This window comes from Bdellovibrio sp. HCB-162 (assembly GCF_047344985.1).
In the GTDB taxonomy this organism is placed as follows: domain Bacteria; phylum Bdellovibrionota; class Bdellovibrionia; order Bdellovibrionales; family Bdellovibrionaceae; genus Bdellovibrio.
This window is the reverse complement of record NZ_CP178861.1, coordinates 251,303-277,947: the sequence shown is the minus strand read 5'-3', so window position 1 is coordinate 277,947 and position 26,645 is coordinate 251,303. Positions and strand designations below refer to the sequence as shown.

The 26,645-nt window shown below is 44.4% G+C and carries 24 protein-coding genes; 7 read left to right on the top strand and 17 right to left on the bottom strand.

Going from position 1 to position 26,645, the window contains the following annotated elements; genetic code table 11:
* Nucleotides 1–41: 41 nt before the first annotated feature.
* Nucleotides 42–935: a phosphate/phosphite/phosphonate ABC transporter substrate-binding protein gene (locus ACLSSO_RS01380; protein ID WP_413943836.1), complete on the bottom strand. Its 894-nt coding sequence runs from the start codon at nt 933–935 to the stop codon at nt 42–44.
* A 120-nt stretch (nt 936–1,055) separates the two neighbouring features.
* Here ACLSSO_RS01380 and ACLSSO_RS01375 point away from each other — a divergent pair, with 120 nt between their 5' ends.
* Genes ACLSSO_RS01375 through ACLSSO_RS01360 form a run of 4 tightly spaced genes read left to right on the top strand, consistent with a single transcriptional unit; the run spans nt 1,056 to nt 5,702 of the window.
* Nucleotides 1,056–1,367 (top strand): Hpt domain-containing protein, encoded by a 312-nt coding sequence (locus tag ACLSSO_RS01375; protein WP_295900170.1) that lies wholly within the window; start codon nt 1,056–1,058, stop codon nt 1,365–1,367.
* Between the two features lie 9 nt (nt 1,368–1,376).
* The gene (locus tag ACLSSO_RS01370) at nt 1,377–4,769 is read left to right on the top strand and encodes an ATP-binding protein (protein WP_413943835.1); all 3,393 of its coding nucleotides are present in this window, start codon (nt 1,377–1,379) and stop codon (nt 4,767–4,769) included.
* 9 nt (nt 4,770–4,778) lie between these two features.
* The gene (locus tag ACLSSO_RS01365) at nt 4,779–5,285 is read left to right on the top strand and encodes a response regulator (protein WP_295900172.1); all 507 of its coding nucleotides are present in this window, start codon (nt 4,779–4,781) and stop codon (nt 5,283–5,285) included.
* Nucleotides 5,286–5,294: 9 nt separating this feature from the next.
* Nucleotides 5,295–5,702 (top strand): OsmC family protein, encoded by a 408-nt coding sequence (locus tag ACLSSO_RS01360; RefSeq protein WP_295900173.1) that lies wholly within the window; start codon nt 5,295–5,297, stop codon nt 5,700–5,702.
* Between the two features lies 1 nt (nt 5,703).
* On the opposite strand, the gene pbpC is transcribed toward ACLSSO_RS01360, so the two are convergent.
* The 3 genes from pbpC to ACLSSO_RS01345 are packed head-to-tail and all read right to left on the bottom strand — an operon-like array spanning nt 5,704 to nt 13,694.
* Nucleotides 5,704–7,731, bottom strand: coding sequence for a penicillin-binding protein 1C (pbpC, locus tag ACLSSO_RS01355; protein ID WP_413943834.1), 2,028 nt, complete (start codon nt 7,729–7,731; stop codon nt 5,704–5,706).
* On the bottom strand, nt 7,728–13,190 hold the full coding sequence (locus ACLSSO_RS01350) for an alpha-2-macroglobulin family protein (protein ID WP_413943833.1): 5,463 nt from the start codon (nt 13,188–13,190) through the stop codon (nt 7,728–7,730). Before ACLSSO_RS01350 ends, pbpC begins: the two co-directional genes overlap by 4 nt.
* A gap of 54 nt (nt 13,191–13,244) precedes the next feature.
* Nucleotides 13,245–13,694 (bottom strand): Dps family protein, encoded by a 450-nt coding sequence (locus ACLSSO_RS01345; RefSeq protein ID WP_413943832.1) that lies wholly within the window; start codon nt 13,692–13,694, stop codon nt 13,245–13,247.
* Between the two features lie 98 nt (nt 13,695–13,792).
* Between ACLSSO_RS01345 and ACLSSO_RS01340 the strand changes: the two genes are divergently transcribed.
* On the top strand, nt 13,793–13,915 hold the full coding sequence (locus ACLSSO_RS01340; protein WP_413943831.1) for a hypothetical protein: 123 nt from the start codon (nt 13,793–13,795) through the stop codon (nt 13,913–13,915).
* Between the two features lie 56 nt (nt 13,916–13,971).
* Nucleotides 13,972–14,556 carry a superoxide dismutase family protein gene (locus ACLSSO_RS01335; protein ID WP_413943830.1) on the top strand — a complete coding sequence of 195 codons (585 nt, stop codon included), beginning with the start codon at nt 13,972–13,974 and terminating at the stop codon, nt 14,554–14,556.
* Nucleotides 14,557–14,597: 41 nt separating this feature from the next.
* Here ACLSSO_RS01335 and ACLSSO_RS01330 read toward each other — a convergent pair whose 3' ends face one another.
* The 3 genes from ACLSSO_RS01330 to ACLSSO_RS01320 all read right to left on the bottom strand — a co-directional run bounded on the left by ACLSSO_RS01330 (nt 14,598) and on the right by ACLSSO_RS01320 (nt 16,951).
* Nucleotides 14,598–15,578, bottom strand: coding sequence for a fumarylacetoacetate hydrolase family protein (locus tag ACLSSO_RS01330; RefSeq protein WP_295898733.1), 981 nt, complete (start codon nt 15,576–15,578; stop codon nt 14,598–14,600).
* A 9-nt stretch (nt 15,579–15,587) separates the two neighbouring features.
* On the bottom strand, nt 15,588–16,130 hold the full coding sequence (locus ACLSSO_RS01325; RefSeq protein WP_295898734.1) for an outer membrane beta-barrel protein: 543 nt from the start codon (nt 16,128–16,130) through the stop codon (nt 15,588–15,590).
* 95 nt (nt 16,131–16,225) lie between these two features.
* Nucleotides 16,226–16,951 (bottom strand): hypothetical protein, encoded by a 726-nt coding sequence (locus ACLSSO_RS01320; RefSeq protein ID WP_295898736.1) that lies wholly within the window; start codon nt 16,949–16,951, stop codon nt 16,226–16,228.
* A gap of 62 nt (nt 16,952–17,013) precedes the next feature.
* Between ACLSSO_RS01320 and maiA the strand changes: the two genes are divergently transcribed.
* Nucleotides 17,014–17,670 (top strand): maleylacetoacetate isomerase, encoded by a 657-nt coding sequence (maiA, locus tag ACLSSO_RS01315; RefSeq protein WP_413943829.1) that lies wholly within the window; start codon nt 17,014–17,016, stop codon nt 17,668–17,670.
* Nucleotides 17,671–18,052: 382 nt separating this feature from the next.
* Here maiA and ACLSSO_RS01310 read toward each other — a convergent pair whose 3' ends face one another.
* From ACLSSO_RS01310 to fabG, 10 genes are all read right to left on the bottom strand, one after another.
* Nucleotides 18,053–18,931: a protoheme IX farnesyltransferase gene (locus tag ACLSSO_RS01310; protein ID WP_413943828.1), complete on the bottom strand. Its 879-nt coding sequence runs from the start codon at nt 18,929–18,931 to the stop codon at nt 18,053–18,055.
* 4 nt (nt 18,932–18,935) lie between these two features.
* Complete coding sequence (locus ACLSSO_RS01305; protein ID WP_295898742.1) at nt 18,936–19,274, bottom strand: cytochrome C oxidase subunit IV family protein; 339 nt, start codon at nt 19,272–19,274, stop codon at nt 18,936–18,938.
* 3 nt (nt 19,275–19,277) lie between these two features.
* The gene (locus ACLSSO_RS01300) at nt 19,278–19,940 is read right to left on the bottom strand and encodes a cytochrome c oxidase subunit 3 family protein (protein ID WP_295898745.1); all 663 of its coding nucleotides are present in this window, start codon (nt 19,938–19,940) and stop codon (nt 19,278–19,280) included.
* Nucleotides 19,927–21,537 (bottom strand): cytochrome c oxidase subunit I, encoded by a 1,611-nt coding sequence (gene ctaD, locus ACLSSO_RS01295; protein ID WP_413943827.1) that lies wholly within the window; start codon nt 21,535–21,537, stop codon nt 19,927–19,929. The genes ACLSSO_RS01300 and ctaD overlap by 14 nt, the downstream gene beginning before the upstream one ends.
* A gap of 11 nt (nt 21,538–21,548) precedes the next feature.
* Entirely contained in the window at nt 21,549–22,505 is a 957-nt protein-coding gene (coxB, locus tag ACLSSO_RS01290; protein WP_295898748.1) for a cytochrome c oxidase subunit II, read from the bottom strand.
* A 6-nt stretch (nt 22,506–22,511) separates the two neighbouring features.
* Nucleotides 22,512–23,390: an SCO family protein gene (locus ACLSSO_RS01285; RefSeq protein WP_295898750.1), complete on the bottom strand. Its 879-nt coding sequence runs from the start codon at nt 23,388–23,390 to the stop codon at nt 22,512–22,514.
* A 13-nt stretch (nt 23,391–23,403) separates the two neighbouring features.
* A complete protein-coding gene (locus ACLSSO_RS01280; RefSeq protein WP_295898753.1) occupies nt 23,404–23,940 on the bottom strand; it encodes a c-type cytochrome in 537 nt (178 codons plus the stop codon).
* A 145-nt stretch (nt 23,941–24,085) separates the two neighbouring features.
* Nucleotides 24,086–24,862, bottom strand: a complete 777-nt coding sequence (locus ACLSSO_RS01275; protein WP_295898755.1) for an alpha/beta fold hydrolase — start codon at nt 24,860–24,862, stop codon at nt 24,086–24,088.
* On the bottom strand, nt 24,859–25,860 hold the full coding sequence (locus ACLSSO_RS01270; RefSeq protein ID WP_413943826.1) for an alpha/beta hydrolase: 1,002 nt from the start codon (nt 25,858–25,860) through the stop codon (nt 24,859–24,861). Before ACLSSO_RS01270 ends, ACLSSO_RS01275 begins: the two co-directional genes overlap by 4 nt.
* A 21-nt stretch (nt 25,861–25,881) precedes the next feature.
* The gene (gene fabG / locus ACLSSO_RS01265) at nt 25,882–26,631 is read right to left on the bottom strand and encodes a 3-oxoacyl-ACP reductase FabG (protein ID WP_295898764.1); all 750 of its coding nucleotides are present in this window, start codon (nt 26,629–26,631) and stop codon (nt 25,882–25,884) included.
* Nucleotides 26,632–26,645: the final 14 nt, after the last annotated feature.

Here is a 26,645-nt window from a genome sequence, read left to right as displayed (position 1 = left end):
GAATTTATCAAGGACCGCCGTGCCAGGCCCATTTAAAGACACTATTTAACCAGATCCTGGACCTTTTTTCCGAGATCTAGAAGGATCTTGCGAACTCGATCATAGTCTTTGTCCGTGCAGTCCTTAAAACCCGTCAGATGATAAAGTTTTTTAAGCGCTTTGGCTCCCTCGGGAGTTGAAGAGAAAGATTTCAAAGCAGCGATAATTTTCTCTTCCAACTCTTTAGGAAAATCCCTTCTAAAAACCACCGGCTCACTGGGAATAGGATCGGTTGTTTTTAGGATTCGTATTTTTTCAAAAACGTCAGGATACTGGGCTTTAACAAGAAGACGAGCATCCTGAGGCTCACCGTTTTCATCCGGCGTGTAATAAGTGGCCCCTGCATCGACTCGTCCCTGGTAGACCATGGTTACGACGCTGTCATGCTTTCCCGCAAAAATCACTTCACCCAGTTTCACGCTTTCATCCTTAAGCATTTTTGCCGCGAGAATATATCCCGATGTGGATGCAGGGTCGACAAACGCGAATTTTTTTCCGTTCAGATCTTGCAGGGTTTTAATTTTAGGATTCTTTGTGATGATCTGCCCGCGATATTCAGAAACTCCCAAATTCACACCCATGAGTCGAGCACGCGCCCCATATTTATCATGAGCCAAGATATAACCAAATGTATTCATAATCGCGCCGTCCACTCGTTGGGACCCCAGGGCCTCAACAACCGCAACGAAACTCACGGGCACTTGCACTTTGATGTAAAGGCCCGTCTGCTGGAAAATCCACTGCTCTAAAATCTTTCCATTCTCCATCAAGACAGCGCTATCTTGGCCAGGCACAAGAGCGAAATGGATCGGATTTTCTTTGTTCCCGAGTTGCTTCTCCGTGGTGCACGACAACAAGAAACACGAGGACATGATGATGAGTATTTTCTTCACCACAAGACTTTCTCCTGGAATATATGTTCTTGAATTTACTCTTGTTATTAAATGTATGCAATAAACACTCTTCTAAACTAAAATACTTTGTATACGTGAGGGTTTATCGAGCATAAGGAGTCCATGGAAATGCCAAAAGTGAAGGTCGAAATAGATGCTGATTTGCAGGATCTGATTCCACAATTTGTTGAGAATCGAAAAAAAGATATCGAGTCTCTAGAGCAGCTTGTGGAAAAGAATGATCTCGTCGCCATTGCACAGCTTGCTCACAAAATCAAAGGAGCAGCAGCGGGCTATGGTTTTAACGAGTTAAGTAATTTAGCGGCGCAAATGGAAAAAGCGGCGAAAGCGAACGATGCAACTCCACTGAAGGATTTAGTAAAGCAAATGAGAATACACTTTCTGAACGTTGAGATTCATTACGTATCTATGTAACAGGAGTTTATGACTCATCGGAGCCGCCTTTTCCTTTTTACCGCGTCCCTTGTTTTAGGTACACTGCTGGTGGCGGGAATCGTTGGTTATCAAATGGGTGTTTCTTCGTTATTGGAAGGCACCCAAGAAAAATTGGTTCAAATCCGACAGTTTAAAACCAAAGAGCTGCAAAAAGATTTTTCTTATTTAAATGATTCTCTTCTTACGACGGCGGAAAAAAAATCTCTGATAGAGTTTTTCCAACACTCAGCCCGAGATCAGGAGCAAATTCGCTCCTGGCTGCGCAGTCATGGAAGCGAAGGTGCCTGGCGATCCATCATTATTCGCGCCAACAGCAATCCCGAAGTTTCAGAACTTTCAAGAGTTCTCGGACAAATGTCGCCAAGCGCAGTTTTTCTTCAAGCTCATTTTATTCAGGAAGCTGTCGCTCAGAATAAAATGCCTCACGAAGTTATTAAATCTTCAAACCGTTCTCTATCTTACTTTAAAAGTCATGAACTTCTTCATCCCTCTATGACGTCACTGTGGAACCGATTGGAACTCAGTGATGTGATTCTGATAGATCCTCAGGGAAACGTCGTTTATACGGTCAAAAAAGAATTGGATATGGGAGCAAATCTGCTCTCGGGCACTTTTGCAAACTCACGTCTGGCACAAGCATTTCGCTGGTCAATGAATGCTTCACAAGGAGCCACTAAGTTTTTTGATTTTTCTCCGCTGACACATTTTTGGAGTTTGCCCGTCGGATTTCTGGTAACTCCGCTTTTTTCTCAATCCAGTTATATTGGCACTCTGGTGTTTCAAATTCCCATTGAACGTGTCGACGACATTTTGAGCAACCAACACGATTGGGAAAGTTTAGGGTTAAGAAAAACCGGCGAGGTTGTTGCATTTGGAAGCGACGGATTGATGCGCAACAATGCCCGAGCTTTCTTTGAAAGTCCCGATAAGTTTCTTAGCAGTTATCAAAAGCACGAATCTTCAGTAAACAACGCTGAACTTGTCCGTCGCAGTCACTCCACAGCTTTAAGCATTGGACTTCCCCAAGATGATTTAAAAAATTATTTACAAAATCATGATATCATTGAAACGACAACGGACTATGCTGGGAACAAAGCCGTGCAATCCGTCGGCAAAGCGGTTCTCCCAGGAAACACGGAATGGATCATTATTGCAAAAGTCAGCGCTCAAGAAGCCCTGGTTCCCTTAACAAATAAGATTCTTCCTTTGGTTCTTTTTATTTTGGTTATTGGTGCGCTGGCCTTGGCGTCGGCATACATTTTCTCACGCCGTATGTTTCAACCCTTGCAGTCTTTAAATCAAGGTCTTCAAAAATTAGCTTCATTGGATTTTTCTGAAAAGCTTCCGGAGCAAAGAGGTGAATTCAAAAACCTGTCGGACCATTTTCACGAAGTTTCCCGTCAACTTTCAGAAATCAAGACACAAAAAGATTTTTTAGAGAACACGGTGCAATCCATTCACGAAGCATTCTTTGTTGTTGAAATCAGCCACTCCGTTGAAGATAAAGTTCACATTCAGATTCGTGACCTTAATCCTGCGGCCTCCGAGATGTTAGGTCTTGCCGCTGCTTCTCTCAAAGGCACGGATTTGCAGATGTGGATCGATACGGACTACTCACAAATTCTTTCATCGTTAGAAAACCATAGCGAAAGCACGCAGGCCCTTTCGATGGAGGGCACACTTAAGAAAATTTCCGGAGAAAAAATTCCTCTGGATCTTTCCTGGGCTCCTTTAAAAAATTCCAAGAACTCTCATCCCACTTTAGTTGTCGTGGGACGGGATATTCGCTGGAAAAAAGAGATCGAAAAGGAACTCAAACTCAAAGAAGAACTTTTGAAAGAGTCGCAGTCTCTTTCAAAAACCGGCTCTTTCCGCTGGGATATTTCCACGGGAAAATGTCTTTGGTCTGAAGAGGAGTTTCACATATTGGGACTGGATCCGGCCACAACTCTTCCCACCTTTGAACTGTTTCGATCCCTGATACTTTCTGAGGACCTTGAGATTTTTGATGACGCCCTTCATGAGGCTCACCAAAATATCCAGCCTTTTAACTTAGATTTCCGTTTAAAAAAGAAAGACACCGGAGACATCATCTGGGTGCGCGCGCAAGGTCGCACCGAATATGATGACTATGGAAATCCGTTATTTATGTATGGTACAACCCAAGACATCACAGAACTTCGCCGCGTAGAGCAATCTTTGATTGCTGCTAAAAATGATGCCTTGAAATCCTCACAGGCCAAATCCGAATTTCTTGCACGCATGAGCCACGAAATCCGCACACCCATGAATGCCATCATGGGAATGGCAGAACTTTTAAAAGAAACAAAGCTAAATCAGGACCAACAATATTACGTCACGATCTTCTGCAAAGCTGGCGAAGTTTTAATGGCCCTTATCAATGATATTTTGGATCTTTCGAAAATTGAGGCCGGCGAAGTTTCTATCGAAAATATTCCTTTTGATCTGAAGAAACTGATGATTGATGTCGAAGAAATGATGAAGCCTCGCGCTTTGGAAAAAGGGATTAACTATTCCTTCGAAATGACCCCGGGAATTTCTCCATATCTTATGGGCGATCCAAATAAGTTAAGACAAGTTTTAATCAATCTTGTCAGCAACTCTTTAAAATTCACCGAAACGGGCTACATCAGAGTTTCCGTGAGTAAAAATCCGTCAAAAAAGGACACACTCATGGTGAGTGTGAGCGACTCTGGCGTCGGAATTCCCTCGAACAAGCAGCATCTGATTTTCCAAAAATTCTCGCAGGCCGATAGTTCCATCACTCGGCGCTATGGCGGAACAGGACTGGGACTTGCCATTTCCAAGAGTCTTGTTGAGCTTATGGGAGGACAAATTTGGTTTAAGAGTCGAGAAAACATGGGAACGACGTTCTTTTTTACCATTCCTTATCGCGAACAGGTCTACAACCCTGTCACTCACAAACCTCTTCACCTGCATGGGGGAGAAATGGATTTTCTTCCCTACAGACATCGGGATCCCAATAAGAAAATTCGCATCTTGATTGCCGATGACACGGAAGACAATCGCACTCTTTTCACGCACTACCTCAAAAACGGTCCTTATGAAATTATTGAAGCTGAGAATGGACTTGAAGCTTTAGATAAGATAAAGTCAGGGCAGTTTGATATCGTCTTTATGGACGTGCAAATGCCAGAAATGGATGGGTACGCGGCGACGGATAAGATTCGTAAGTGGGAAGATGAAAACCACAAACAACACACTCCGATCATCGCACTAACTGCTCACGCCCTTTCTGAGGACCGACAAAAATCCTTGCGTGCGGGTTGTGACGATCATATCGCCAAACCTTTCAAAAAGGATACGTTGTTAGGAGTGATCAATCGCTACTCATTATAGGAGGACTTCATGGGCACAGAAGAAAAGAGCCGTCTACTGATTGTTGAAGACGACGCCGATATTCGTGAGCTCCTTAAGCACTTCTTAAAGGAATTCGTCGACGAGATTGTTGAAGCTGAAAACGGAGCCGCAGCTTTGCAATACGTGAAATCTCAAGAGTTCGATACCATTCTTTCCGATATCGAAATGCCGCAAATGAACGGACTTAAATTTTTAGCTTATGTTCGTTCTTTGGGGCAGATGACACCGTTCGTGGTTTTGACAGCTCATGGTGATCACTCCCGCGCTCTCGAAGCTCTTTCATTGGGCGCTTTTGATTTTATTACCAAAGATTCAAAAAGAAAATTGGTTATCGAAAGTGTTTGTGCCGCTTTGAAATTCGGCCGCGAAATGAAAGCTTCGAAAAACGATCCGGTCCGCTCCAGCCACCTTCGCAAGATCTACACGGACATGTCTAAATCTTCTGAGATGCGCTTGCGCAAAATCATCGAAGAGATGTCATCGTCCTCGAATTAGGAGCTTTCAATGGTTAAAATGTCCGCCGTTTATCAAGGCCAAAAACACTGCGAAATCACGCATGAACCTTCAGGTGCCCATATCGGAACCGACGCCCCCAAAGATAACAATGGAAAAGGCGAACTCTTCTCCCCCACGGATCTGGTTGGTGCTGCGACTGGAAGCTGCATGCTCACAGTTATGTCGATCGCTGCAGATAAAGATGGTGTTGAGCTTAAAGGTTCCCGTGTGAGTGTTGAAAAAGAAATGCACGCAAGTCCCCGTCGCATTGCCAAACTCACAGTGACTTTGCATCTTCCGCAAAGTGTGCCCCATGATTATCGCAAAAAACTTGAGACGATTGCTTTAAATTGCCCTGTGAAGCTAAGCCTTCACCCAGAGCTGCAACTTCCCGTTGTTTTCCACTACGATATCTAATTTATTTCACTAAAACTTGAACAGATCCTTTGAGCTCATTGTCTTGATAGAGCTCAAAGGTGTGTTTTCCAAGCGAAGGCGTCCACAAATACGCTTGATGGGCCGATACTTTTCTGTTGCCATCAATTTTCCAGTGAAGCGTGTGCGCTTTGGGACCTTCCACCAAAAGGGGCATCTTTTGATTCACAGACGGAATGGCCGGATCTAAAGCGAGTACCATGCCATCTTGTGGATAAACGATACGAGCATTTGGATACACTTGAGGTGCTTTATTTGTTTTATTTTGCGCAACCGGAGCAAGTGAAACTTCTGTGTCCGGATATTTCTCATAAAGCCACTCCATCACTTTTTTCCAAATGGGCGCTGCACCGCTAATACCCATCACGTTCCACATTGGCTCCCCTGAGAAATTGCCCACCCAAACGCCGACGGTGAAGCGTGAATTAAAACCTACACACCAGTTGTCACGCATGTCTTTGCTTGTACCTGTTTTTACCGAAGCCCCTTGTAGCGACAAGGCAGAATCTAAACCAAATCCCAAAGCGCGGTTTTCACTTTGTGAAATAATCTGCGCCACTTCTTTCGCACTGTTTTCGGTAAATATTCTTTTCTCGTTCGTGTGGTCCGTTTTTAAATCAAAACGCAAAGGAGAATAAATCCCTTTTTGCGCCAAGGTTCTATAAGCTTGTGTGAGATCTTCCAATGTCACGTCAGCCACACCGAGAGCCAATGCGGGTCCATAATGGTCAGGCTCTTTAAGCTCACGAAAGTTCATGTCTTTAAGTTTTGACCAAAAAGAATCGTCATTGAGCAGTTTAAACACTTTCACGGCCGGAACATTGAGTGAGGACGCCAAAGCTGTTTTTACTTTCACCCAACCGTAAAACTGTCTGTCGTGATTTTGCGGTTTGTAAACTCCCCGATCAAAAACAATATCCACCGCCGAATCTTCAATCCAAGATTCCGCATGGAGAAGATTTTTTTCAAACGCTGTTGCATATAGGAATGGCTTCAGCGTCGAACCCGCCTGGCGAAGAGCCTGAGTTCCGTCGACATAAGAAGATTTCTTATCACTTCCCTCGCTGCTGACGTACGCCCACACTTGTCCCGTTTTATTTTCAATCACCAGAACGGCAGCGTTGTGTACGTTTTGACTTTCAAGACTGCGAAGCTGCGATGCTATGATTTCCTGAGCATAAACTTGCAAATCTTTTTGCAAGCTCGTGATAACTTCACCGTGCGCTCCTGTTGAGCTGAGTTTTTGAGCTAAATGCAAAGCGTACTGCTGTGAAAGGGAAGCTGTGGATTTTCGTGACAGCTCTGTCATGCTAGCTTGAAATTCTGCGCATAACGAAGGCTCTTGCCAGCAAGCTCTTTGCGCCCACTCTGCAGGCTTTGCATTCGGTGAACGAATTAAAACGGAAAGAAGTGTTGCTTCTTTTAAAGTTAAACCTTGAGGTCTTTTATCAAAAAGCGTCCACGAAATACTGCTCAATCCCCGGTATTCACCTCGGAAAGGGACTAAATTTAAATACGCTTCAAGAATTTGCTCTTTCGTCCATTGTGATTCCAGCTTGAAAGCAGCGACAATTTGTCTGAGCTTCCCCGTAAGCCCCTGATACACTTTCTTGTCCATCGATGTAAGCTTAAGCACCTGCATCGTGATCGTACTGCCACCACGAGAAGATTTTTTGAAAATGCGTTGGTATAAGCTTGCAATCAAAGCTTTGTTATCGGCGCCACCGTGCTCATAAAAATTCTGATCTTCGGATTTCAAAACGGCCGAAAGCATTGCCGGAGAAATATCCTTAAGCGCACTCCACATAAAAGTACGTTCATGGGTATTTTGCCGCCACTGATGTAAAGGTTTTCCGTCTCGGTCTAAAAGGAATAATTCAGAACTTTGGTACGACGATTTTACGTTCTCAAACGATTTAATTGCAGGAATGCTCTGGAAGAAAGCGCCCGCACAAAGAGCGCCTCCCACCAAAACAACTACTAATGAGCAAATGAAGATTTTTTTCTTCACTCTTTCACCGTCCATGAACTTTCTGGAAGTTCGGCAAAAAGATCTGGGCTGTACATCGCTTCAACACGCGTCACAGGTAATACATAATGACCCGCTTGATTAAAGCGCACCGTATATTCTATTTCCTGATTATCCGGCGTGAACCAAGAGAAATAGAAGCGGATAAGCTCTTCTTTTCTTTCCACGGTCGTCGCCCAAGAACTTTGCAATACAGTCGCTCCTGCCGGGATCGGATCTTCAACAACAACCCATGTCTGCGGAGCCTGTGAAGTGATTTTTAATTTAATCTTTGCAACATCTCCGACACTCCACACACCTTTAGTTTTTTGTTCCACAGGACTTACTGTTTTTTCTACTTTAAATCCCGCAAAAGTTGCTTTTGTCACAGGAGTCGCCGCTTTTGCCGAAACCGTGATCCATGGTTTGCCAGCACCCTTTTGTTCGAGCTGAACTTGTGCTTCTTTTTCTTTCCACGGAAGTTCAAAAACCGCAGAGCTTCCTTTGGACCACTCGTGCGTTGCTTTTTCCGACCCTAAATTCACTTGGAATGTGCCTTGAACTTTTTCTTTAGAATAAGCGGCTTGGAATTTTCTCATTGTTAGAGAACCCCAGGCATTATCCGTTGTCATGTACCAAGCCCCGTCTTTTTGACGAGATAGAACTCCTTGATACAGGCGTGGCGTATCAGATTTCCATGAAGGCTCTGACATTGTTGCCATAATCAGTCTTAAGATTGAGCTTTCCGAATCACGCATCAACCATGGCATGCTTTCGCGCTCCTCATTCTTAAGTTGCAGACGTTTTGCAGAGAAATAAAATCGGCTGCGCAAAAGAGCTTCAAGATCCGCAATTTTCTTTTCTCTTTGTGGAATATTCTTTTCCCACAGGTGGATTTGATACCATTCGACTAGAGTGTACAGCGGCCACTGATTTCCTTGCTCATCAATGGATGTCAAAAGATCGATATTCAGACGACGGAAGCGAGACAAGGCTTCAAAAGCCGTAATTTTTTTAAGCGTGTCATCTGCTCGACTGACCTCAACCTCTTCTTTCAGCTTTCCTTCTGCATAGGAATTTAAAGCTTCGAGCATACGGTTCTCAGTTTCTTCCGTAAACTTGAAACCCGCTTCATGGGCAATTGTTAAAACGTACGCGGTTAGATTCACACTTCCTTTAGAATAAGAGCTTGGGAAGTAGCGAAGAAGACCATTGCTGTCCAAATAAACGTTCAACTTAGATTCAATCTTTTGCCACAGCTTCTTATCATTTAAAGAAATAGCTCTTGAGACCTGTTGCTCTAAGCAAGTGTATTCATAGTTTTTCCAAAATTCTTTAATTCCTGCTTGAGAGCCGCCTAAGCCTTCTGAAAGTTCAACAACAACGGAGCTTTTATTTACTTCTGCGCCTGCAGGCTGTTGTAAAGCGAGTTTACTAAACTCAGGCCAAGCACCCCATTCACTCTGATAAATGCGTGCAACACGCACTGGTAAAACTTTTTGGGCTTTTTTAATTTCATCCAAAGTTTTACCCTTCTCATTTTTCGCCGTTATCACGTATTCGAGCGAACCCGCTTGAGGCGCACGAATTTTCCAATGAACTTCCTTAGCTTCTCCTGGATTTAAGCGCATTTTTTGAACTGTGAGACCTTCCATTCTTGGAGTCACATTCAAACTCAAATCCAAGTTTTGCACTTCTTTAGAAGCGTTGCGGATCGTGAAGCCCGCAAGGAAATCATCACCTTCACGTGTAACGCCAGAAAGCCCCGGCAAGATCATCAAATCTTGGGACGACTGAATAGAAGTCCATCCTGTACCGAATTGATCGGCACCCTGAAGAGCCACAGCCACAATTCTAAAACTTGTTGTTGAATCATTCAGAGGAATTTCAACTTTGGCCTGACCTTGAGCATTGAGAGTCACTGAGGGATTCCAATACAACAACGTATCAAAGAGTTCACGGCGAAGGGCTCCGCCACCGTCACCACCGATAGGAACTGCTTTTAAACCAAAGTGTCTTTTACCGATCACCAAAGATTGAGCCGTCGCCATAGACAATGTGTGAGGACGCATGCGCATCATGGCACTGAGAATATCCCAAGAGTGATTATCACGAAGTTCAAGCAGTCCTTCGTCCACGGCCACCAAGGCGACTTCACCTTTTGCAGCGGGTTTACCACTGGCATCCTTCACACTGACAGTGACAAGAGACTTTTCACGCGCCTTATAAGTCTTGCGATCCGTGTTCACGGTGACTTTTAAAGTATTTTCTTTCCAGCCGACCTTGATATTGGTCATACCAAGTTTGAATGCAGGTTTTCCAAGATCGACAAGGGCCGTGGGTTTTGGATCGTTTAATCGTCCACGGATTGCAAAAGCAGAAACAACGACATTGGGTGCATACTCTTTTTTAATCGGTACACGAACGACTGGACGGTCCCCTTTGACATCAATCACCTCAGAGTAAAGAACAGTGTCTCTTTCTACAGTGACCAAGACTTTCGCTTCTGGGAAGGGCGTGCGCAATTGAAACTCTGCAACCTCTCCAGGCTCGTAAGTTTTTTTGAATGGAATTAAATCGGCCCGGTCATTGTCTTCAGATCCAAACCACTGAGTTTCTCCCGGCTTCACAATCCACTGATTCACATTGGCAATGCTCTGCCTTCCTTGAGAATCTTTCGTCGTCACAACCGCAAGAACGGACCCGCTGACCTTGGATTTTCCAGCGCAGTTAAAGACACCCTTCGAGTTCGTTTCACCACTGCAAAGCTCTCCGATTTTTTTATATTCGCGGAAGTCTTCGTAAGCATAAAAACCACCGACTAAGCGTTTGCGATGTGAGTAATAACGGCTGGTATAAAGATCAACTGTCACTTTCTGACCTTTTAAAGGCTTTTGCAGAAGATCCAAAGCCACGACATCAAACTCAACAAGATTCGGAGTGGCCCACCATGATTTCGCCTTAATTCCCAAAACAACTGATGAAGGCCACATTGTAAATGAACGAATCACACTTTGAATTTCACCATTAGGATCTTTGTATTCAGCTTCGGTACGAAGTTTTTCCGGCCCTGCTCCGTATTTAAGATTTTTAACATCCACTTGATAAGCGCCTTGCTTATTAAGTTGAAAATTCTCAACTCCACTTTGTGGAATGTGACGTGCCCCCTCATCTTCCCCAGAACGGAAAAGGCCCTCCTTCACTCCGCCATTGGCAAAAGTAAAATCCTGGAAGTCGTCGTCTTCAGGGTTGAAATAACTTGGCTCAACACTCCAACGCATTTTCATTGGAAGATCCACCGTCGGTCCGCCCGAGAAATAAGTACCACTGACTTGGATCGGAATATTTTTTTCTAAAACAAATGACGGTGTCGCACTTTGCAAACGTACTTGAATCAGAGGAACACGGAAACTTTCGATTGCAAATTCTCCGACGGAAAGGGACAAAGCTGGCGTCTGCTTTTCAAGCGTTAGCGTCCAGCGCCCCATCTTCACTCCCGCCGGTGAACTCCATTTCAAAAGAGCCACGCCTTTTTTCTTATCCCACTGCAAAGGCAGCTTAAACGATTGTAAGCCCGAATCATGAGACAGATTTAAAGTTGTTGGCCATTCTTTGTCGGAAGGCAATCCTAGGCCCTTGCTTTGAACCTTTCTCAAAACGATTTTCGCAGAAAGAGTTTCTTCAGGCTTTAACAAAGTGCGATCTAAAATCGCATGACCCATCAAAGAAGATGAAGAATCACTCATTCCCAATTGATAACGCCATGACTCGATACCTTTATCCCACGATGAGTGAGTAAAGCTAAAGTCATCTCCTTTTTCCGCAACGGCGAAAAAGCCATCATAGAATGAACCTTCATTATTGCGTGGCCAATCCATCAAAGATTTTTTGAACTGAATATAAGCAAGACCTTTGGCATCGGTCGTCGCTTGCGCTACCACATTACCGGTGACGTCATAGATTTTTACTGCAGCACCAGGAACAACCTTCGCACTTTTAAGTTCTGTCACCCACACCCAAGCTTCGTTATTGCTGTACTTCACATGCACGGCCATATCCGTCACTAAAGCAGCAGAACGAACAAAGAAGGGAGCTTTTTTATCCAGAAGGCTTTGTCCTAAAAGAGGACTTTCCATCTCAACAATATAGAATCCTGATTTTTTAAGAGGAATACCTACGACTTCTGTCTCTGCAGCTTTATTAGGCTTTTGCACCTGCATCTTTTGCACTGGCAAGTTTTTCCAAGTGCTTAAACGAGTGTCTCCCGTCGGGTTGCGATTGATCTCGTTTAGATTTTTCAGAATTTCCTTAAAATTATTTGCTTCAATTTTTCCGGACCAACCAAAAAATTTAGTCTGGATATTTTTTTCCACACGACGCAAAGTCACAGCCATCGCGGCTTCAGGCCCTGCTTCAACAATCCCAAAGTTCGCTGCGAATTTTAAAAGTGAAGGGTTCTCTCCAGTTTTAATTGTCAGAGGAAACTGGGACTTATTTGAAAGCCCACGTCCCTCTTCATCCTTAATATCTGACGGGATCATCAACTTATAAATTCCGTTCTGCGCAAAAGGACCTTTAAATTCCAAATAGCTGATTCGTTCTTTTAAAGAAGATTCGCCATCCATATTTGTCACAGGGATTTTCTTTTTACCGGCGTCTTCCAGGTAAATAGCTTTGGCATCTTTGACAGAGATGGGACTAGAGAACGACAAACGCATCGGCAACAGCGGGATACAAGGCTTTTCCGGCGCTTCACGTTCGCAGCTAAACTCTGCCTTGAAAGCTTCCGCTACTGTGAACTCGATCACTTCATCTTCTTTTGAAGAGGCACCCGATGTTGACTGAACTTTTTTGGACCACACAAGACTCACACGAGAACCAGGAGCAAAAGCGCGGTCTGCTTTTACGACAACGTAATCTCCTTTAAAGCTGTCTTTTTCGTAGATGTACTCTTGTTGAGCCGCCTCTTTGATTTTCTTTGCTTCGCTGTCTCCAAAAGCTTTTGCAGGAATACGATCGCCCAGGCCTTCAACAACAAAGTAAACACTGTCATTGATAGATTCTTTTTTCACCGGAGAATCTACAAAAAGCACAAAGCTTTGCTCTGGATCAATCGGACGATAGCGAAGCGGGAAGGTTTCTTTAATATGCGGGCCACCCGTATTAAATCCGTAAACTTTCCCCATCACCGAAATCGTACACGCCGCTCCTCCAGGGAGAGCTTCATTGAAGTCATACACCCAATTGCGCGTGTCGATCCAACGGCCCTGTCCGTTCTTAAAACACTCACTTGTTGCAGGAGCCTCCAGCTTAATGTCACCAAAGCGAACCATGGGTTGTGAAAACTCAATGCGAACTTGGCTGACTGATTTCACAAAACCCTGAGGAGTGACGGTTTTTACCTGCACTTTTTCTTGAGCAAAAGAAACCGAAAACAAAAAAGAAAAGAGGAAGCTTAACATGGGAACTCCTTGTCTCTTCAAGCTTCCTCGGCGAATCACTTGTGTGTCATCTGTTTATGCCCTATGGCTACGAATCATCCACGCGGCTTTCTCATGAAAAGAAATCAGATCTTCATAGACAACAACGGCATGTGTGTCGCCTGACTTCTCAGCTTCTTCATGGTGCTCTTTAAGACGTGCGGCCATGGCCAAATGATCTTTATTTAAAATTTCAATCATTTGATGAGCGGTAATAACGTCAGATGGCGCTTCATCAATCAGAGCGGTCTTTAAAAAATCACGAAAACTCCCCGGGGCTTTAGCTCCGTAGGCACGAATGGTTTCTGCCACGGCATCAGCATTCTCTCCTAGACTCTTGTATTGAGATTCAAACAAATTGTGTAAAGAAAAGAACAAGGGTCCTTCCACATTCCAATGAAAGTTTTGTGTCTTCAGCATCAAAACGTATTCTTCGGAAAGAGTTTTCGACAACGTCTGCACCGTTCTTGTCGAGTTCATGTTCATAGGTTCCTCCAGTGATTTTATCTATATGTCACTTAGATATTATCTATTGGTTCGGTTCTGGCTACTTGTGAGATAATTGACATATTAAGGAGGGCATTATGACGACGTTACAAACACGCGCACTGCTTGCCCCAAAAATCCGTCTGGGTCGAGCCGTGTTATTTTTCTATCTGACAACCTTCCTTGTTGTAGGACTTCTGACTTATCTTTCGAATCGGTAATGACTTCTTCCTGAAGAGGAGTAAACTACTCCCATATTACTAAAAGGAGAGATTTCATGAAGAATCTGATTCTTGCCACCTTTGTCACAGTGGCTTTGAGTGCGTGTGCTCAGTTCCATAAAAAATCAGAAAATGGTACAGCACCTTCTCAAACAACTACGACACCTACAGCAACTCCTGTTGCCGCGACAAAAGCTCAAGCTGTTCTTAAGCCTTCCATCAACTCGAAGGTAAAGGGCCTTGTGCACTTTAGCGAAGACGGCGACGCCGTAAAAATTGAAACGATGGTGGAAGGTCTGAAGCCGGGACCTCACGGTTTTCACATTCACGAAGTGGGTGATTGTTCTAAAGCAGACTTCTCTTCTGCAGGCGGACACTTTAACCCGGGCCATGGCAACCACGGTGCTTTAGATTCTAAAGACGCTAAAAAACGTCATGCTGGCGACCTCGGAAATCTTATGGCCGACACAAAAGGCAAAGCCAACGCCATAATTATTGTCGATGGTCTTACAGTAAAACCAGGACCTCACAGTATCTTGGGAAAAGCCATTATCATCCACAATGACAAAGATGATTTGAAATCACAGCCAGCCGGAAACTCCGGTCCTCGCGCGGCTTGCGGAGTGATCGAAGCTTTATAGAAAAGAAAAAGGAAAAAGGTACCAGGTACCTTTTTCCTTTTTTAAACGGCTTTTACTTTTTGAGAGATCTTTCCGAAAATGCTCTGTCCTTTTTCATTGAGCATTTGCATTTCTACCGTATCACCGGACTTCATAAACGGTGTCTTGATCGATCCCGTTTCAATTTGTTCGATCATACGTTTTTCAGCTAAGCAGCTTGAACCCTTGTCATGACTTTCATTGGAAACAGTTCCACTTCCAATCACAGAGCCCGCTGCTAAATTTCTTGTCTTTGCTGCATGAGCAATCAACTGTCCAAAGTGAAAGTGCATCGCACCTGCATTGGCTTTACCAAAAAATTGGCCGTTGTAATTCACTTCTAGTGGTAAGTGAATACGTCCGCCCTTCCAAGCCTCACCCAACTCATCTGCAGTAACTGCAAATGGCGAAAGGGCCGAAGCCGGCTTACTTTGGAAGAAACCAAATCCTTGCGCTAATTCTTCAGGAATCAAACCGCGCAAAGAGACGTCATTGATAAGCACGAACAAACGAATGTACTTAAGAGCTTCCTCTGGAGTCACACCCATCGGAACAAAATCGGTCACAACAGCCACTTCACCTTCGAAGTCTGTTCCGTGAGAGAAATCCCTTTGCGGAATATCTTCCGTTGGTGCAAGGAATTGACCGCACTCCCCTTGATACATCAAAGGCACAGTTTCCAAAGTTTCTGGAAGTGGAGCTTTACGAGCCATGCGCACAAGTTTGATGTGATAGATGAAAGCGGAACCATCAGCAAAGAGCCAAGTGCGTGGAAGTGCCGAGTGGAAGTTTTTTTCATCGACAGGAAAAGCATTCGCCGCTTTTCCTTCATTCAGATCTGTGTAGAGCTTTTGCAAAGAAGCTTCTTTTTCTTTCCAATGCTCCAAAGCCTCACGCAAATTTGCTGAAATGTGCGTCGCTTTGACAGCCGTTTTTAAATCACGGCTGATCACACAAAGCTCCCCGTCTAAACTTTGCGGGGATTTTAAAGAACCTAGTTTCACGTCTTATCCTTAGTCAAAAGTGATCATCAAGTTGGCGCCGACAGCACGGTAGTTTTTCAAACCTTCCGCTGCTTCACCGCTAGCGCTTTCATAGTACAAAGTCGCGCCCAAGTTTGGAGCGAATTTGAAGCTCGCACCGATCAAAAGAGGAATCAATGGAGACTTCACGTCGTTCACTGTTCCAATGTCTGCGTTTTTATCAAGATTCAAACCCAAAGAGACGCCGGCAAAAACACCTGCGTATTCTTCAAACTTGTACATTACAGCCACAGGAATATCGAGGTAGTTCATTGTGATTTTGTTGTCTGTTACACCCTCGACAGTCAAAGGTCTTTGCGTATAAAGCATTCCAGTTCTTAAATGCCAAGCTCCTGAAATTGGGAAGTGCGCTGTCGCACCAAACTGCATACCCATTTGAGATTTTGTAGAAGCGCCATCCACATCACCAGATTGTTGACGAATTCCTACTTCCAAACCGTAATCGATATCTGCCAAAGCAGCAGAAGACATCATTCCCACAGCAGCTACTAATGCTAGAGCTAACTTTTTCATTCTACACTCCTTATATACTCTTAAGTCCAGTTCCGCGAGCCAAGCTCGCTCCGCATCCTGCGGCACCAGCCGCCGAAATAGTCCCACATTTTATTTTATTTATCAAAGCACCACACAGCATTAAGAGCCATCTCGTTTATAGCCTTTATTGTCGAAACTTCGCTGTGCTCCAAAGCCAAATGATGCGGTTCGACTGTACCACGAGCGGCCAAAACAATAACGATCAATGGAAGCAAAATGCGTAATACTGTTTCAAGCTTTGAACCAGGAAGCGGAGAGTATTCGTCCTTCCATTCTCCGAACTTAATACTTTTCGTCAGCATGTAGCCCAAGCTGAAAAGCATCACTGTGATAATACAGAAAATCCACACTTGGTTTTGTTGCAACCCGCGAGCTTGCTCAAACAAAACATCCGGGGTCCACGCCATGTAATCATTAAAGCGCATGCGAACACCGTGACGCGCGAAATGAAAGTAATCGATAAACGTCAAAGAGCAAATAAGAAACCACACGCCAACAAAGTAAACCTTGTACGCGGCAAACATCGAACGTGGCCATCTTTCAGTAAAAGCCTGAAAGATCACGACAAAATAAAGTGGAATAAAAAGAAATCCAAAAATCAAAAGGTCAAAACGAAAACCCGCGATAAAAGACTGTGCAATCTCAGTAAAGACAGCATCGGGGGTCGCATGAAAGACAGACAAGAAATACAAATTCAGTCGGAAAAGCGTCATAAACAGAATCATCGCCAACGCTAAGATTCCAAGCTTGATAAACACCTTCGTTGAAAAACGCAGCGAAAAGATAAATCTATTCGGCACTGAAAAGTCCTTTGACTGAGCAAACACAAGTGAAATAATGAGCCATCTCTATAGGAGCGTATATGGGCAGTATGGTACTTTACAACTATTTTCGAAGTTCCACTTCTTACCGAGTCCGTCTGGCAATGCACATGAAAGGTCTCGATTTTGAATATAAGCCTATCAACCTTTTAAAGTCTGAACAGCGCTCTCCAGAATATTTAAAGATCAATCCCTTGGGAGGAGTTCCTACACTCGTTCATAACGGCAAAGTGATTCCCGAATCTTTTGCGATCATGGAATACCTCGACGAAGTTTTTCCCGAACCAGCCCTTTTCCCTAAAGATGCTTATCTTAAAGCGCGCATTCGCCAAGTGTGTGAGGTGATTAATTCCTTTATGCACCCAATGGGGAATTTAAAAACGCTTAAGTACATGGAACAACATCATGGTTACACTCAAGAACAAAAAGAAGAGTGGTTTAAGCACTGGGCGACTCAAGGATTACAGACTCTTGAATCAACACTTAAAGAATTTGCGGGCACTTACAGTTTCGGCAACCAAGTCACAATGGCGGATCTTTTTTTGATCCCACAACTTGTGACATGCCAACGATTTAAAGTGGATTTGTCGCCGTATCCAACACTCGTAAAGATCAGCGAAAACTGCAACAAACTGGAAGCTTTCCAAAAAGCTCATCCATTCAAACAAATCGACACGCCGGAAGAATTTAAGAAATAAATCAGCCGAAAAACTAGGCCTTAAAAATGCAAAAAAATACCAGGATGGTATTTTTTCGCGTCAGCCCCGAAAGGGGTTGAGGGCAGGAGCCCGAGACAACAGCGGATCTTTGCTCTCGCCAGATCCGCTGTGAGTGATCCCTTTGTCCGAAACACAAAGGAGGTCCGATATGCGTAACCACCAGTTACGTACTATTCGGCGTATTTTACGCATCACTAAAGCTTCTCTGATAATTATACTTCTCATCTTGACGATTGTCGCAAAGCTAAAAGCTCTTTAAAACTTTGCCGCAACCTAAATTCCAACAAGCAACATAGGACTAAGGTCGGGACTAAAAATCCCGGGCAAAGCGAATCAAGGATCTCAGCCCTGGCGAGAGCACCTAATTAGAATGGATGAAAAGGAAATTCCATTTATCGATCACGGGAATCGTGATGAAAACAAGCATCGAAATATTGAGCCACATGAAAAAAGCCAACCAGCGTTCTGTGCCGTTGGATTTGTAGTAACGATAAAATTCCTGCATGACTTTAAAACAGAATGGGAATGTTAGAAGGATGAACATCCAACTTGCATGCACAAACATCGGAGCCGCCAACGCAACTCCCACATACACGAATGTATAAAGACCGACATGGAAAAGAGTTCTTTCCATTCCTAAAGCCACTGGCAAAGTTGGAATTCCGCCTTTGGCGTAGTCATCTTTGAACTTAATCGCCAAAATCCAGAAGTGCGGCATCTGCCACAAGAACATGATCAAGAATAAATACAAAGATTCAGGATTAAAAATATCAGGATTCGCAACCGCGTATCCGATAGTCACAGGCAAGGCACCCGGAATTGCACCTGGAACTGCTGCGAATACCCAACGTCTTTTCCAAAACATGGTATAAGCAATGTTATAAAGAAAAACGCAGAACAGCCCCACCCAACCCGCAACAGGTTGAAGGGTGAAAAGGAAATTCAAACCGACAACGATAAAGCTCACGGCCAAAATGCCCGCGGCAGCTGGTTTGATTTTTCCAGCGGCAATCGGACGTTTTGCTGTGCGAGGCATTTGTTGATCGAGCTTCCACTCTTGAACCTGATTCAAAGCCAAAGACCCCGAGCTTAAGAAATAAATCCCTGCTAAGGTCTCAAGAAAGATTTTCCAGTCAAAAGTTTGTTCAATTTGAAAACCAGTGGCATAGCCGGCCAATCCCGCAAGGACCGAGAACACGACTATGCCAAACTTAGTAAGATCCGCGTAAATTCTTAACACGGTCTTATAGAGGACTTACCTCAACAACGCGTGTAACGATGTCCACAACGCTAAAGAGGAGAAGAACGATTAGGAAGAAGAAACCAGTCGCGAAGATCGCGCGATTCATATTTGTGTCGTCTTTCAAGTGCATGAAATACAACAATACGAATGTCGCCTTAATAGCCGCGATCAAGAACGCGATGGGAGCCGCAAAAGCACCCAATTGCGCGTTGAAGTGATGCGCGATCACCGTCAAGAAAGTCAAACCGAACAAAGCACCTGCGACTTTAAGGTAAGTCGACATCGGTGTGATGTGCGGATGAAGAACGTTAGCTTCGTTGTTTGAGTTATGATTCGCCATTGATTACCCCACCAAATAGAGAAGAGGGAACAGGAAGATCCAGATCAAGTCGACGATGTGCCAGAAAATACCGACACCTTCTACAGGCAACCAGTATTGAGAGTGGAAATCGCCGCGGATTGTTCTGATCAAAAGCCAAGTGATCAAACCCATACCGATCAACACGTGGATACCGTGAAGACCCGTCATCGCATAGTAGAAACCAAAGTACATACCAAGGTTTGCATGCTCTGGGTGAACTTTCGCTACATCCAAGAAGTGCCCTGGGTAAAGACCCAAGTGGAACTTATGCGTGTATTCGAAGTACTTAATGCACATGAAGATCGCGCCACAGAATACTGTTGTCGCCAAAGCGATCGCTGCATTCTTCGTTTGATTCTTCTGGATGAAGGAAATCGAAATCGCCATTGTGAAAGAAGAGAAGATCAGAACAAGAGTGTTCACGAATCCCAACTTCCAATCCAAAGATTTAGCGCCCTCAGCAAACATCTCAGGATAGATGTTGTGGAAGATCGCATAACCCACCAAGACCGCTCCGAACATGAGGATCTCAGTGACCATGAACAACCAAATTCCTTGTTTACCAGCATCGTACTCTTGGTTCGCATCTTTAAAGTGGTGCGAAACGTGAGCTGAATGGGTGTGCTTAATGTTATCTGTACTCATATGGCCCCGCTGTTACAATCGGTTCAACCGCAAAGTTATCGTGAGGAGGAGGAGAAGCTGTTTGCCACTCCAACGTTTTAGATCTCCAAGGATTCATTGGAGCCTTCTCACCTTTTCTGATCCCTTGTACGATCGTCCAAAGACCGAACAAGAAGCCAGTTAGAATCAACCAAGATCCGACAGTTGAAACCTTATTCAAAGTTTCGTAAGCCGGAATGTAATCGAAGTAACGACGTGGCATACCCATCGCACCCAAGATGAATTGAGGGAAGAACGTCACGTTGAAACCGATGAAGATAAACACGAAAGACAAACGCGCTGTCGTTTCGTTGAACATCTTTCCGAACATTTTCGGGAACCAGTAGTAGAAACCACCCATCAACGCCATCAAAGTACCACCCACCATTACGTAGTGGAAGTGAGCTACGACGAAGTATGTATCGTGGAAATGAACGTCGATTGGAAGAGTCGCAAGCATGATACCTGTCACACCACCGATCGCGAACAAGAACAAGAAGCCCAAGGCAAACAACATTGGAGAATCAAAAGACACAGAGCCTTTGTACAAAGTTGCTACCCAGTTGAACATCTTAATCGCCGTTGGAACACCCACCAGCATCGTGATGAAAGAGAACAAGATACCCGCCGTTGCTGACTGACCAGATACGAACATGTGGTGACCCCAAACGAAGAAGGAAACCGCTGCAATACCTAGTGAAGAGTATGCAATCGCCGTGTAACCGAAGATCACTTTGCGAGAGAACGTTGTGATCAATTCAGACACAACACCCATCGCAGGGATGATCATGATGTAAACCGCAGGATGCGAATAGAACCAGAAGAAGTGTTGGAACAACACCGGGTCACCGCCCAATGCCGGATCGAAGATACCGACACCGAACAATTTTTCAGCGGCCAACAACAACAACGTGATCGCAAGAACTGGCGTTGCCAACAATTGCAAGATCGCTGTTGAGTAAAGCGCCCACACGAACAAAGGCATTCTGTGCATTGTCATGCCCGGAGCTCTTAGCTTGTGAACTGTGACGATGAAGTTCAAACCCGTCAATACAGAAGACATACCCATGATGAAGGCACCAAGTACCATCATCACCGTCGCAGTTCCTGTTCTGATTGAGTAAGGCGTATAGAACGTCCAACCTGTATCGATTTTCTTAAAGAAGAAAGTCAAAATCGCAAGAGCCGCACCCGCCATGAAGCAGTACCAGCTTGCCAAGTTGATTTTCGGGAAGGCCACGTCTTTTGCTCCGATGTGCAGAGGCAAGAAGAAGTTACCCAAGATCGCCGGGATACCAGGAACGATAACCATGAAGACCATGATCGCGCCGTGATATGTAAGGACTTGGTTGTAAACGTCGCCGTTTTTCAAAACTTGACCCACATTTGCTGCTGTATTTGGAGCGAAAAGTTCCAAACGAAGAAGCAAGGCCATGATTCCACCTACAAGGAAGAAGAACATAACCGTGATCATGTACATAAGGCCGATACGTTTATGGTCAACAGTTGTTAACCAAGACCAGAGGCCTTTTTCGTGATTAATATAGTTGTCACCGTGATGAGCTGAATTTGTAGCCATAGGTGCGCTCCTTATTTCAATTCCTTGATGTACTCAACAAGCGCGCTGAGTTCATTTTCGTTTAACTGACCCTGGAATGTTGGCATAACACCTTTAGGGAAACCTTTTACGATATGTTTGTTCGGCTCAAGAATCGATTCGCGGATGTAGTTTTCATCCACCATGATTTTTGCACCGTCATCGATCGTCTCTTCTGTTCCGAATTTCTTGAACAGAGAAGGACCGACTTTAACCGCAGGAGAATCAACAGAGTGGCAAGAAGCACAGGCTTTCACCGCAAAAAGTTTTTCACCTTTTTTAGAAAGAGGAAGATTTCTTTCTTCTTGGCCTTGCTCTAGGTATTTGTCGAAGTCTTCGCGAGAAACAACTTTCAACTTACCGATCATGCCCGAGTGAGAAGTTCCGCAGTACTCAGTACAGAAGATGTGGAAGTCACCCAATTTATCCGCGCGGAACCACAAGGCTGTGTAACGGCCCGGAACGGCGTCTTGTTTAATACGGAAAGACGGAACGAAGAAAGAGTGGATCACGTCGTTCGAAGTCAAAAGAAGTTTTACGTCTTGTCCGATCGGAACAACAACTTCGTTCACAGTCTTGTAACCGTTTTTGTATTCGATCTCCCACGCCCATTGTTTACCAAGAACGTTAATTTCTAGAGCGTTCTTCGGCATTGTGCGCATGTCGTGATAGATGTACCAACCCCAAGCAAACACTGCGAGGAAGATCACAAGTGGAATGAAAGACCACAAGAACTCCAAGAAAGTGTTGTGAGAGATATAGGCAGTTTTGTCATCCGGAGTTTTACGACGATACTTCCAAACGAAGTAGATCATCCCACCAATAACAAGAACGCAGGCAATGAAGCTTGTGATCAACAAGAAACCATAGAGATTATCTACCTGCTTAGCAATCTCAGTTCCTTGTGTGGGCATGAAGGATTGGGCCTTCGCTAAATTAAACCACATCATGTACTTTTATCTCCCCGCCGACTTGGTCTTCACTCTGCGAGAGCGGATGTAAATCGGCAATAACCATAAAACCATCACCAGAACCATCAGCGCTCCACCGATCTTCATCACATTGAAGGCCGCTAGAGTGTACTTGCTCTGTTGTGGGTCATACTTAAAACAATAAAGCACCAAGTGCTCAACGAAACTTCCGATCTTTCCATCGGCCGCTTCGTTCAACGCAAGCTTAATGTCCTGAGGATTAAACATAATCCCCGGCAAATAACGTGAGATCGTTCCGTCAGGAGTGATGATCACAGCCGCAGAAGCGTGTGCCCACTCTTGAGCTTTTTCGTCCCACTTAAATTTAAATCCCAAAGACTTCGTCAGCGTTTGAACTGTCGCCTCATCTGCTGTGATAAAGTGCCAGCCTTGTGCGGCCTCCGGGCGCTCATACAGCTTCATGTAAGTCTCTTTTTTCTTGGCAGCCAAGTCAGGAGTCTCTTTTGAGTCAAAACTCACAGAAAGAATTTTATACTTCTTTCCTACCGTCCAATTTTGGTCCATCAATCGCAAAGCGTCTGTCAGACCGTTCAAATGGAAATTGCAAAGACCTGGGCAAGAGAAATAAACCGGAGAAAGAATCACGGGGTGTTTGCCATCGAAGAAAGAACCCAAAGTCACTTCTTGGCCGTTATCATCTTTCACTTTCAATGAAAGATCGATTTTTCCACCAAGCTTTTCATCAATGCCGACACCCGCAAGCTCCTTCGGTTGCTCGTTAGCGACCATCGGCGCAGGTTGTCCGTCATAAGCTTGCGCATTCAATGAAAACAAAACGAGAACGACTGCAGAGAGAGCCGTTCCCATTGTTTTCATTTTCAAAACAAGCTTACTGTTTCGCATTTTAAATCCCTAATTATTGTGCTGTTTTTGCAAACTCAGCAACTTTAGCAGGATCGTCTTTAGATTTATTGTTAGTGATAGAATCGATGTACCATACAAGGGCCCAACGGTCTGCCGGCTTGAAGTGAGCGTAAGAAGCCATTGAAGAACCTTTGATACCGTTCTGAAGAACTTTAAAGTGAGCAATCACGCCTTCACCTTGAGTCCACTTACCTTCAACAAGGTTACGAGGTTTTGGGTTCAAAGCTGCACCGGCAGCACCGTCACCGAGACCTTTTTCACCGTGGCACATAGCGCAGTTTGTTTTGAAAAGCTTTTCACCGTAAGCAACAAGCTCAGGAGTAGAAACCCAAGGTTCTTTTACTTGAGTGATATCGAAAGCCGGCGCCGCTCCCTCAGCAACTGGTGCATTTGGATCAACTACGTTTTCCGCAAGATCCACACCCTTGTTCACAACAACAAGGTAGAAGAAGAAGGCAAGGCAAAACGCCATGGAGAAAGCAAATGCAATCAAACCAGCGCGATTATATTCATCTCTATTTTCAGACATAGGTTGGCACTCCCTAGGGGACGCAAAATAGTTTTGTCACAATATTGTAATGTATTGTTCTAACTAACGTAAAACCCGAGTGTCGGCAACTAATTACGCCGACACCGTCGAGATACTTAATTGCGACGCTAGGCGCCAAGAGGAGTTAGAAAAGATAACCGCGAGTGATGTTCACAAACTTTTCAGGAGATTCCACGTTGGCGCAGTGGCCTTGACCTTCAATAACCTGAAATTTTCCTCGAGAAAAAAGACTCGCCAAAGCCTTCGATTCATCCATCGACAAGAGTTTGTCGTGTTCGCCGTGAAGAACCAGAACTTCATTGTTCACTTTTTTCATATCTGCGCGAATATCAAGCCCATCAAGGGCTTCAAGGACCCAGTGGCCGACCGTTTTCACGGCGTGAAACGCATCTTCTACAACAACTTGTTTAAAGAAATCCGTCTCAGGATTATTATTATGAATCGTAGAGCCGATCACTGCCGCTGTCAGATTCTTGTCTTGCTTCATCTGTTCAAAAGCCGCAATCATCGAGCGATCAAACGTAACACCTTGCGCTCCGACAGGGTCCAGCAAAACGGCCTTCTTAAAAAGACCAGGTTCTTTGGCCATCATCAAAGCTGCAATTAGACCCCCGGTGGAATGTCCAACAACATGCATCGGACCACGGCCTGATTTTTTGATCACAGAAATAAAGTCATCAGCAAAAGTGTGCAAATTCACTTCGCTCGCGTCTTTAGGAGGCGTGCTCTTACCGCAACCGCGAAACTCTGCATAGATCAAAGCCCCTTTATAGTCTTTGCCAGCAGCACCCTTTTTCCAAATCTCTTCAGAAGGATACCACCAACGATTCGAAGAAAGATTTCCGTGAATAAAGAAAACATCTTCAGGAACTAAACCTTCTTTGACTTCAAAGTGAATCATTCGCGACCCACCTTGATTTCGTCATTTCCAGAGCGAACTTCACCACGGAATGGATAACCTTCGAAATCCTGACCTTTGAAAAGTTTTTTGTTTCCTGTCACGATTTCATAAACCCAAGCCGCTGTGAAATTAGGAACTGCTTCCACCATTTTGTGCTCAGAACCGTTGATATAAAGACGGCTCGCGCGAGCTTCCATCGGAACCGCATCCCAGTATTCATCAAGAACGCTTGTGTTGATGTACTGATCTTGACGAGCGATCATCAAATGCAATGCGCGCGCAGGAATAGAGGCTGTTTGATCGATAGGACGAGCCTTGCGAATCCCCTGCACCAAACGATATGTCGCCTCAAGCTTGAACGGATTTTCTAAAACAATCGGCTCTGCTTGCGGATATGTCGCATACACGATTTGGTGAAGATAATAATCGTACAAATCATCGTCTGACATTTTGTTGAACGGGAAAATCTGACGAGTCGCCCAGATCTGCGCCTTGATCCAATTATCTGTGCCATCAAGAGGACGCGTGAACGGCGCCATCATGACCAGATTCTTCACAAGGTTTGGATAAGCAGCGGCAAAGCCTGCGGCTATGCCGCCACCGTATGATAGCCCAACTAAATTAAAAGGGCCTTTAAAATTCATTTTAGTTAAAAGTGCCTTCAAATCTTGAACTTGATTCTGGAAAGGAATCACTTCCAAAATAGGCGCATACTTTAAAAGTGTTTGCCCTTGTCCAATCGGATCATAACGGAAAACACCAATGCCTTTTGCAACAAGAGCCTCTGTGAAGTCATCCCATTGACGAGTGCTGTAGGTAAGACCGTTGATCAAAATGACCGTCGGCTTCTGCCCTTCAGCAGGCACATAATCAACATACAATTCTTTTTGCGGAGAAATTGCCACGAAACCTTTAAAGGCTTCTGCTTTCGCGAGAGACTCCATCGAAACGAACAAACCGGAGCAAACAACCAAAGTAGCCAGGATCAAAGATTTCATAAAAATTCCCCCTAAAGAATTTTATAGAACAATACCGCCGTCGACGCTGATGACTGCGCCGTTAATATAGCCAGCCTGTTCACTTGCCAAGAATAAACATGCGTTTGCAATATCTTCAGTTTCCCCAAGACGAGCCACGGGAACTTTGGCAGCCATAGAGTCGATAACTTCTTTAGGCATTGCATTTGTCATCGCTGTTCTAATGAAGCCTGGAGCGATCGCATTAGAAGTAAAGCCTTTGCGACCCAATTCTTTGCCCCAAGTTTTAGTCATACCGATCACGCCTGATTTTGCAGCGGCGTAATTCGTTTGACCGAAGTTACCGTAAAGACCCACAACAGAAGAAATATTGATGATACGCTTGCTGTTAGAAGAGGCGTTGAATTTTTCCAATAACGTTTTTGTAACGTTAAAAAGACCTGTCAAGTTTGTGCTGATAACTGCATCCCAATCTTCAGGTGCCATCTTCGCAAAAGATTTATCGCGAGTGATACCAGCGTTGTTCACAAGAATATCCACAGCCCATGGAAGAGAAGCCGCTGCTTTTGCAACGGAATCACGATTTGTCACATCGACTTGGGCAATGTGAACTTGCGCGCCGAATTTAGAAAATTCTTTTTTCGCGTTTTGCAAAGCTTGTTCAGAATAATCCCAGATAGAAACATTTCCACCGGCTTCTAAAAAGTTTTGTGTGATTTGAAAACCGATACCGGAAGCTCCTCCAGTAACGATGGCATTTTTATTTTTAAAATCGAAATTAATATTTTTCATACAACGGGCTTACC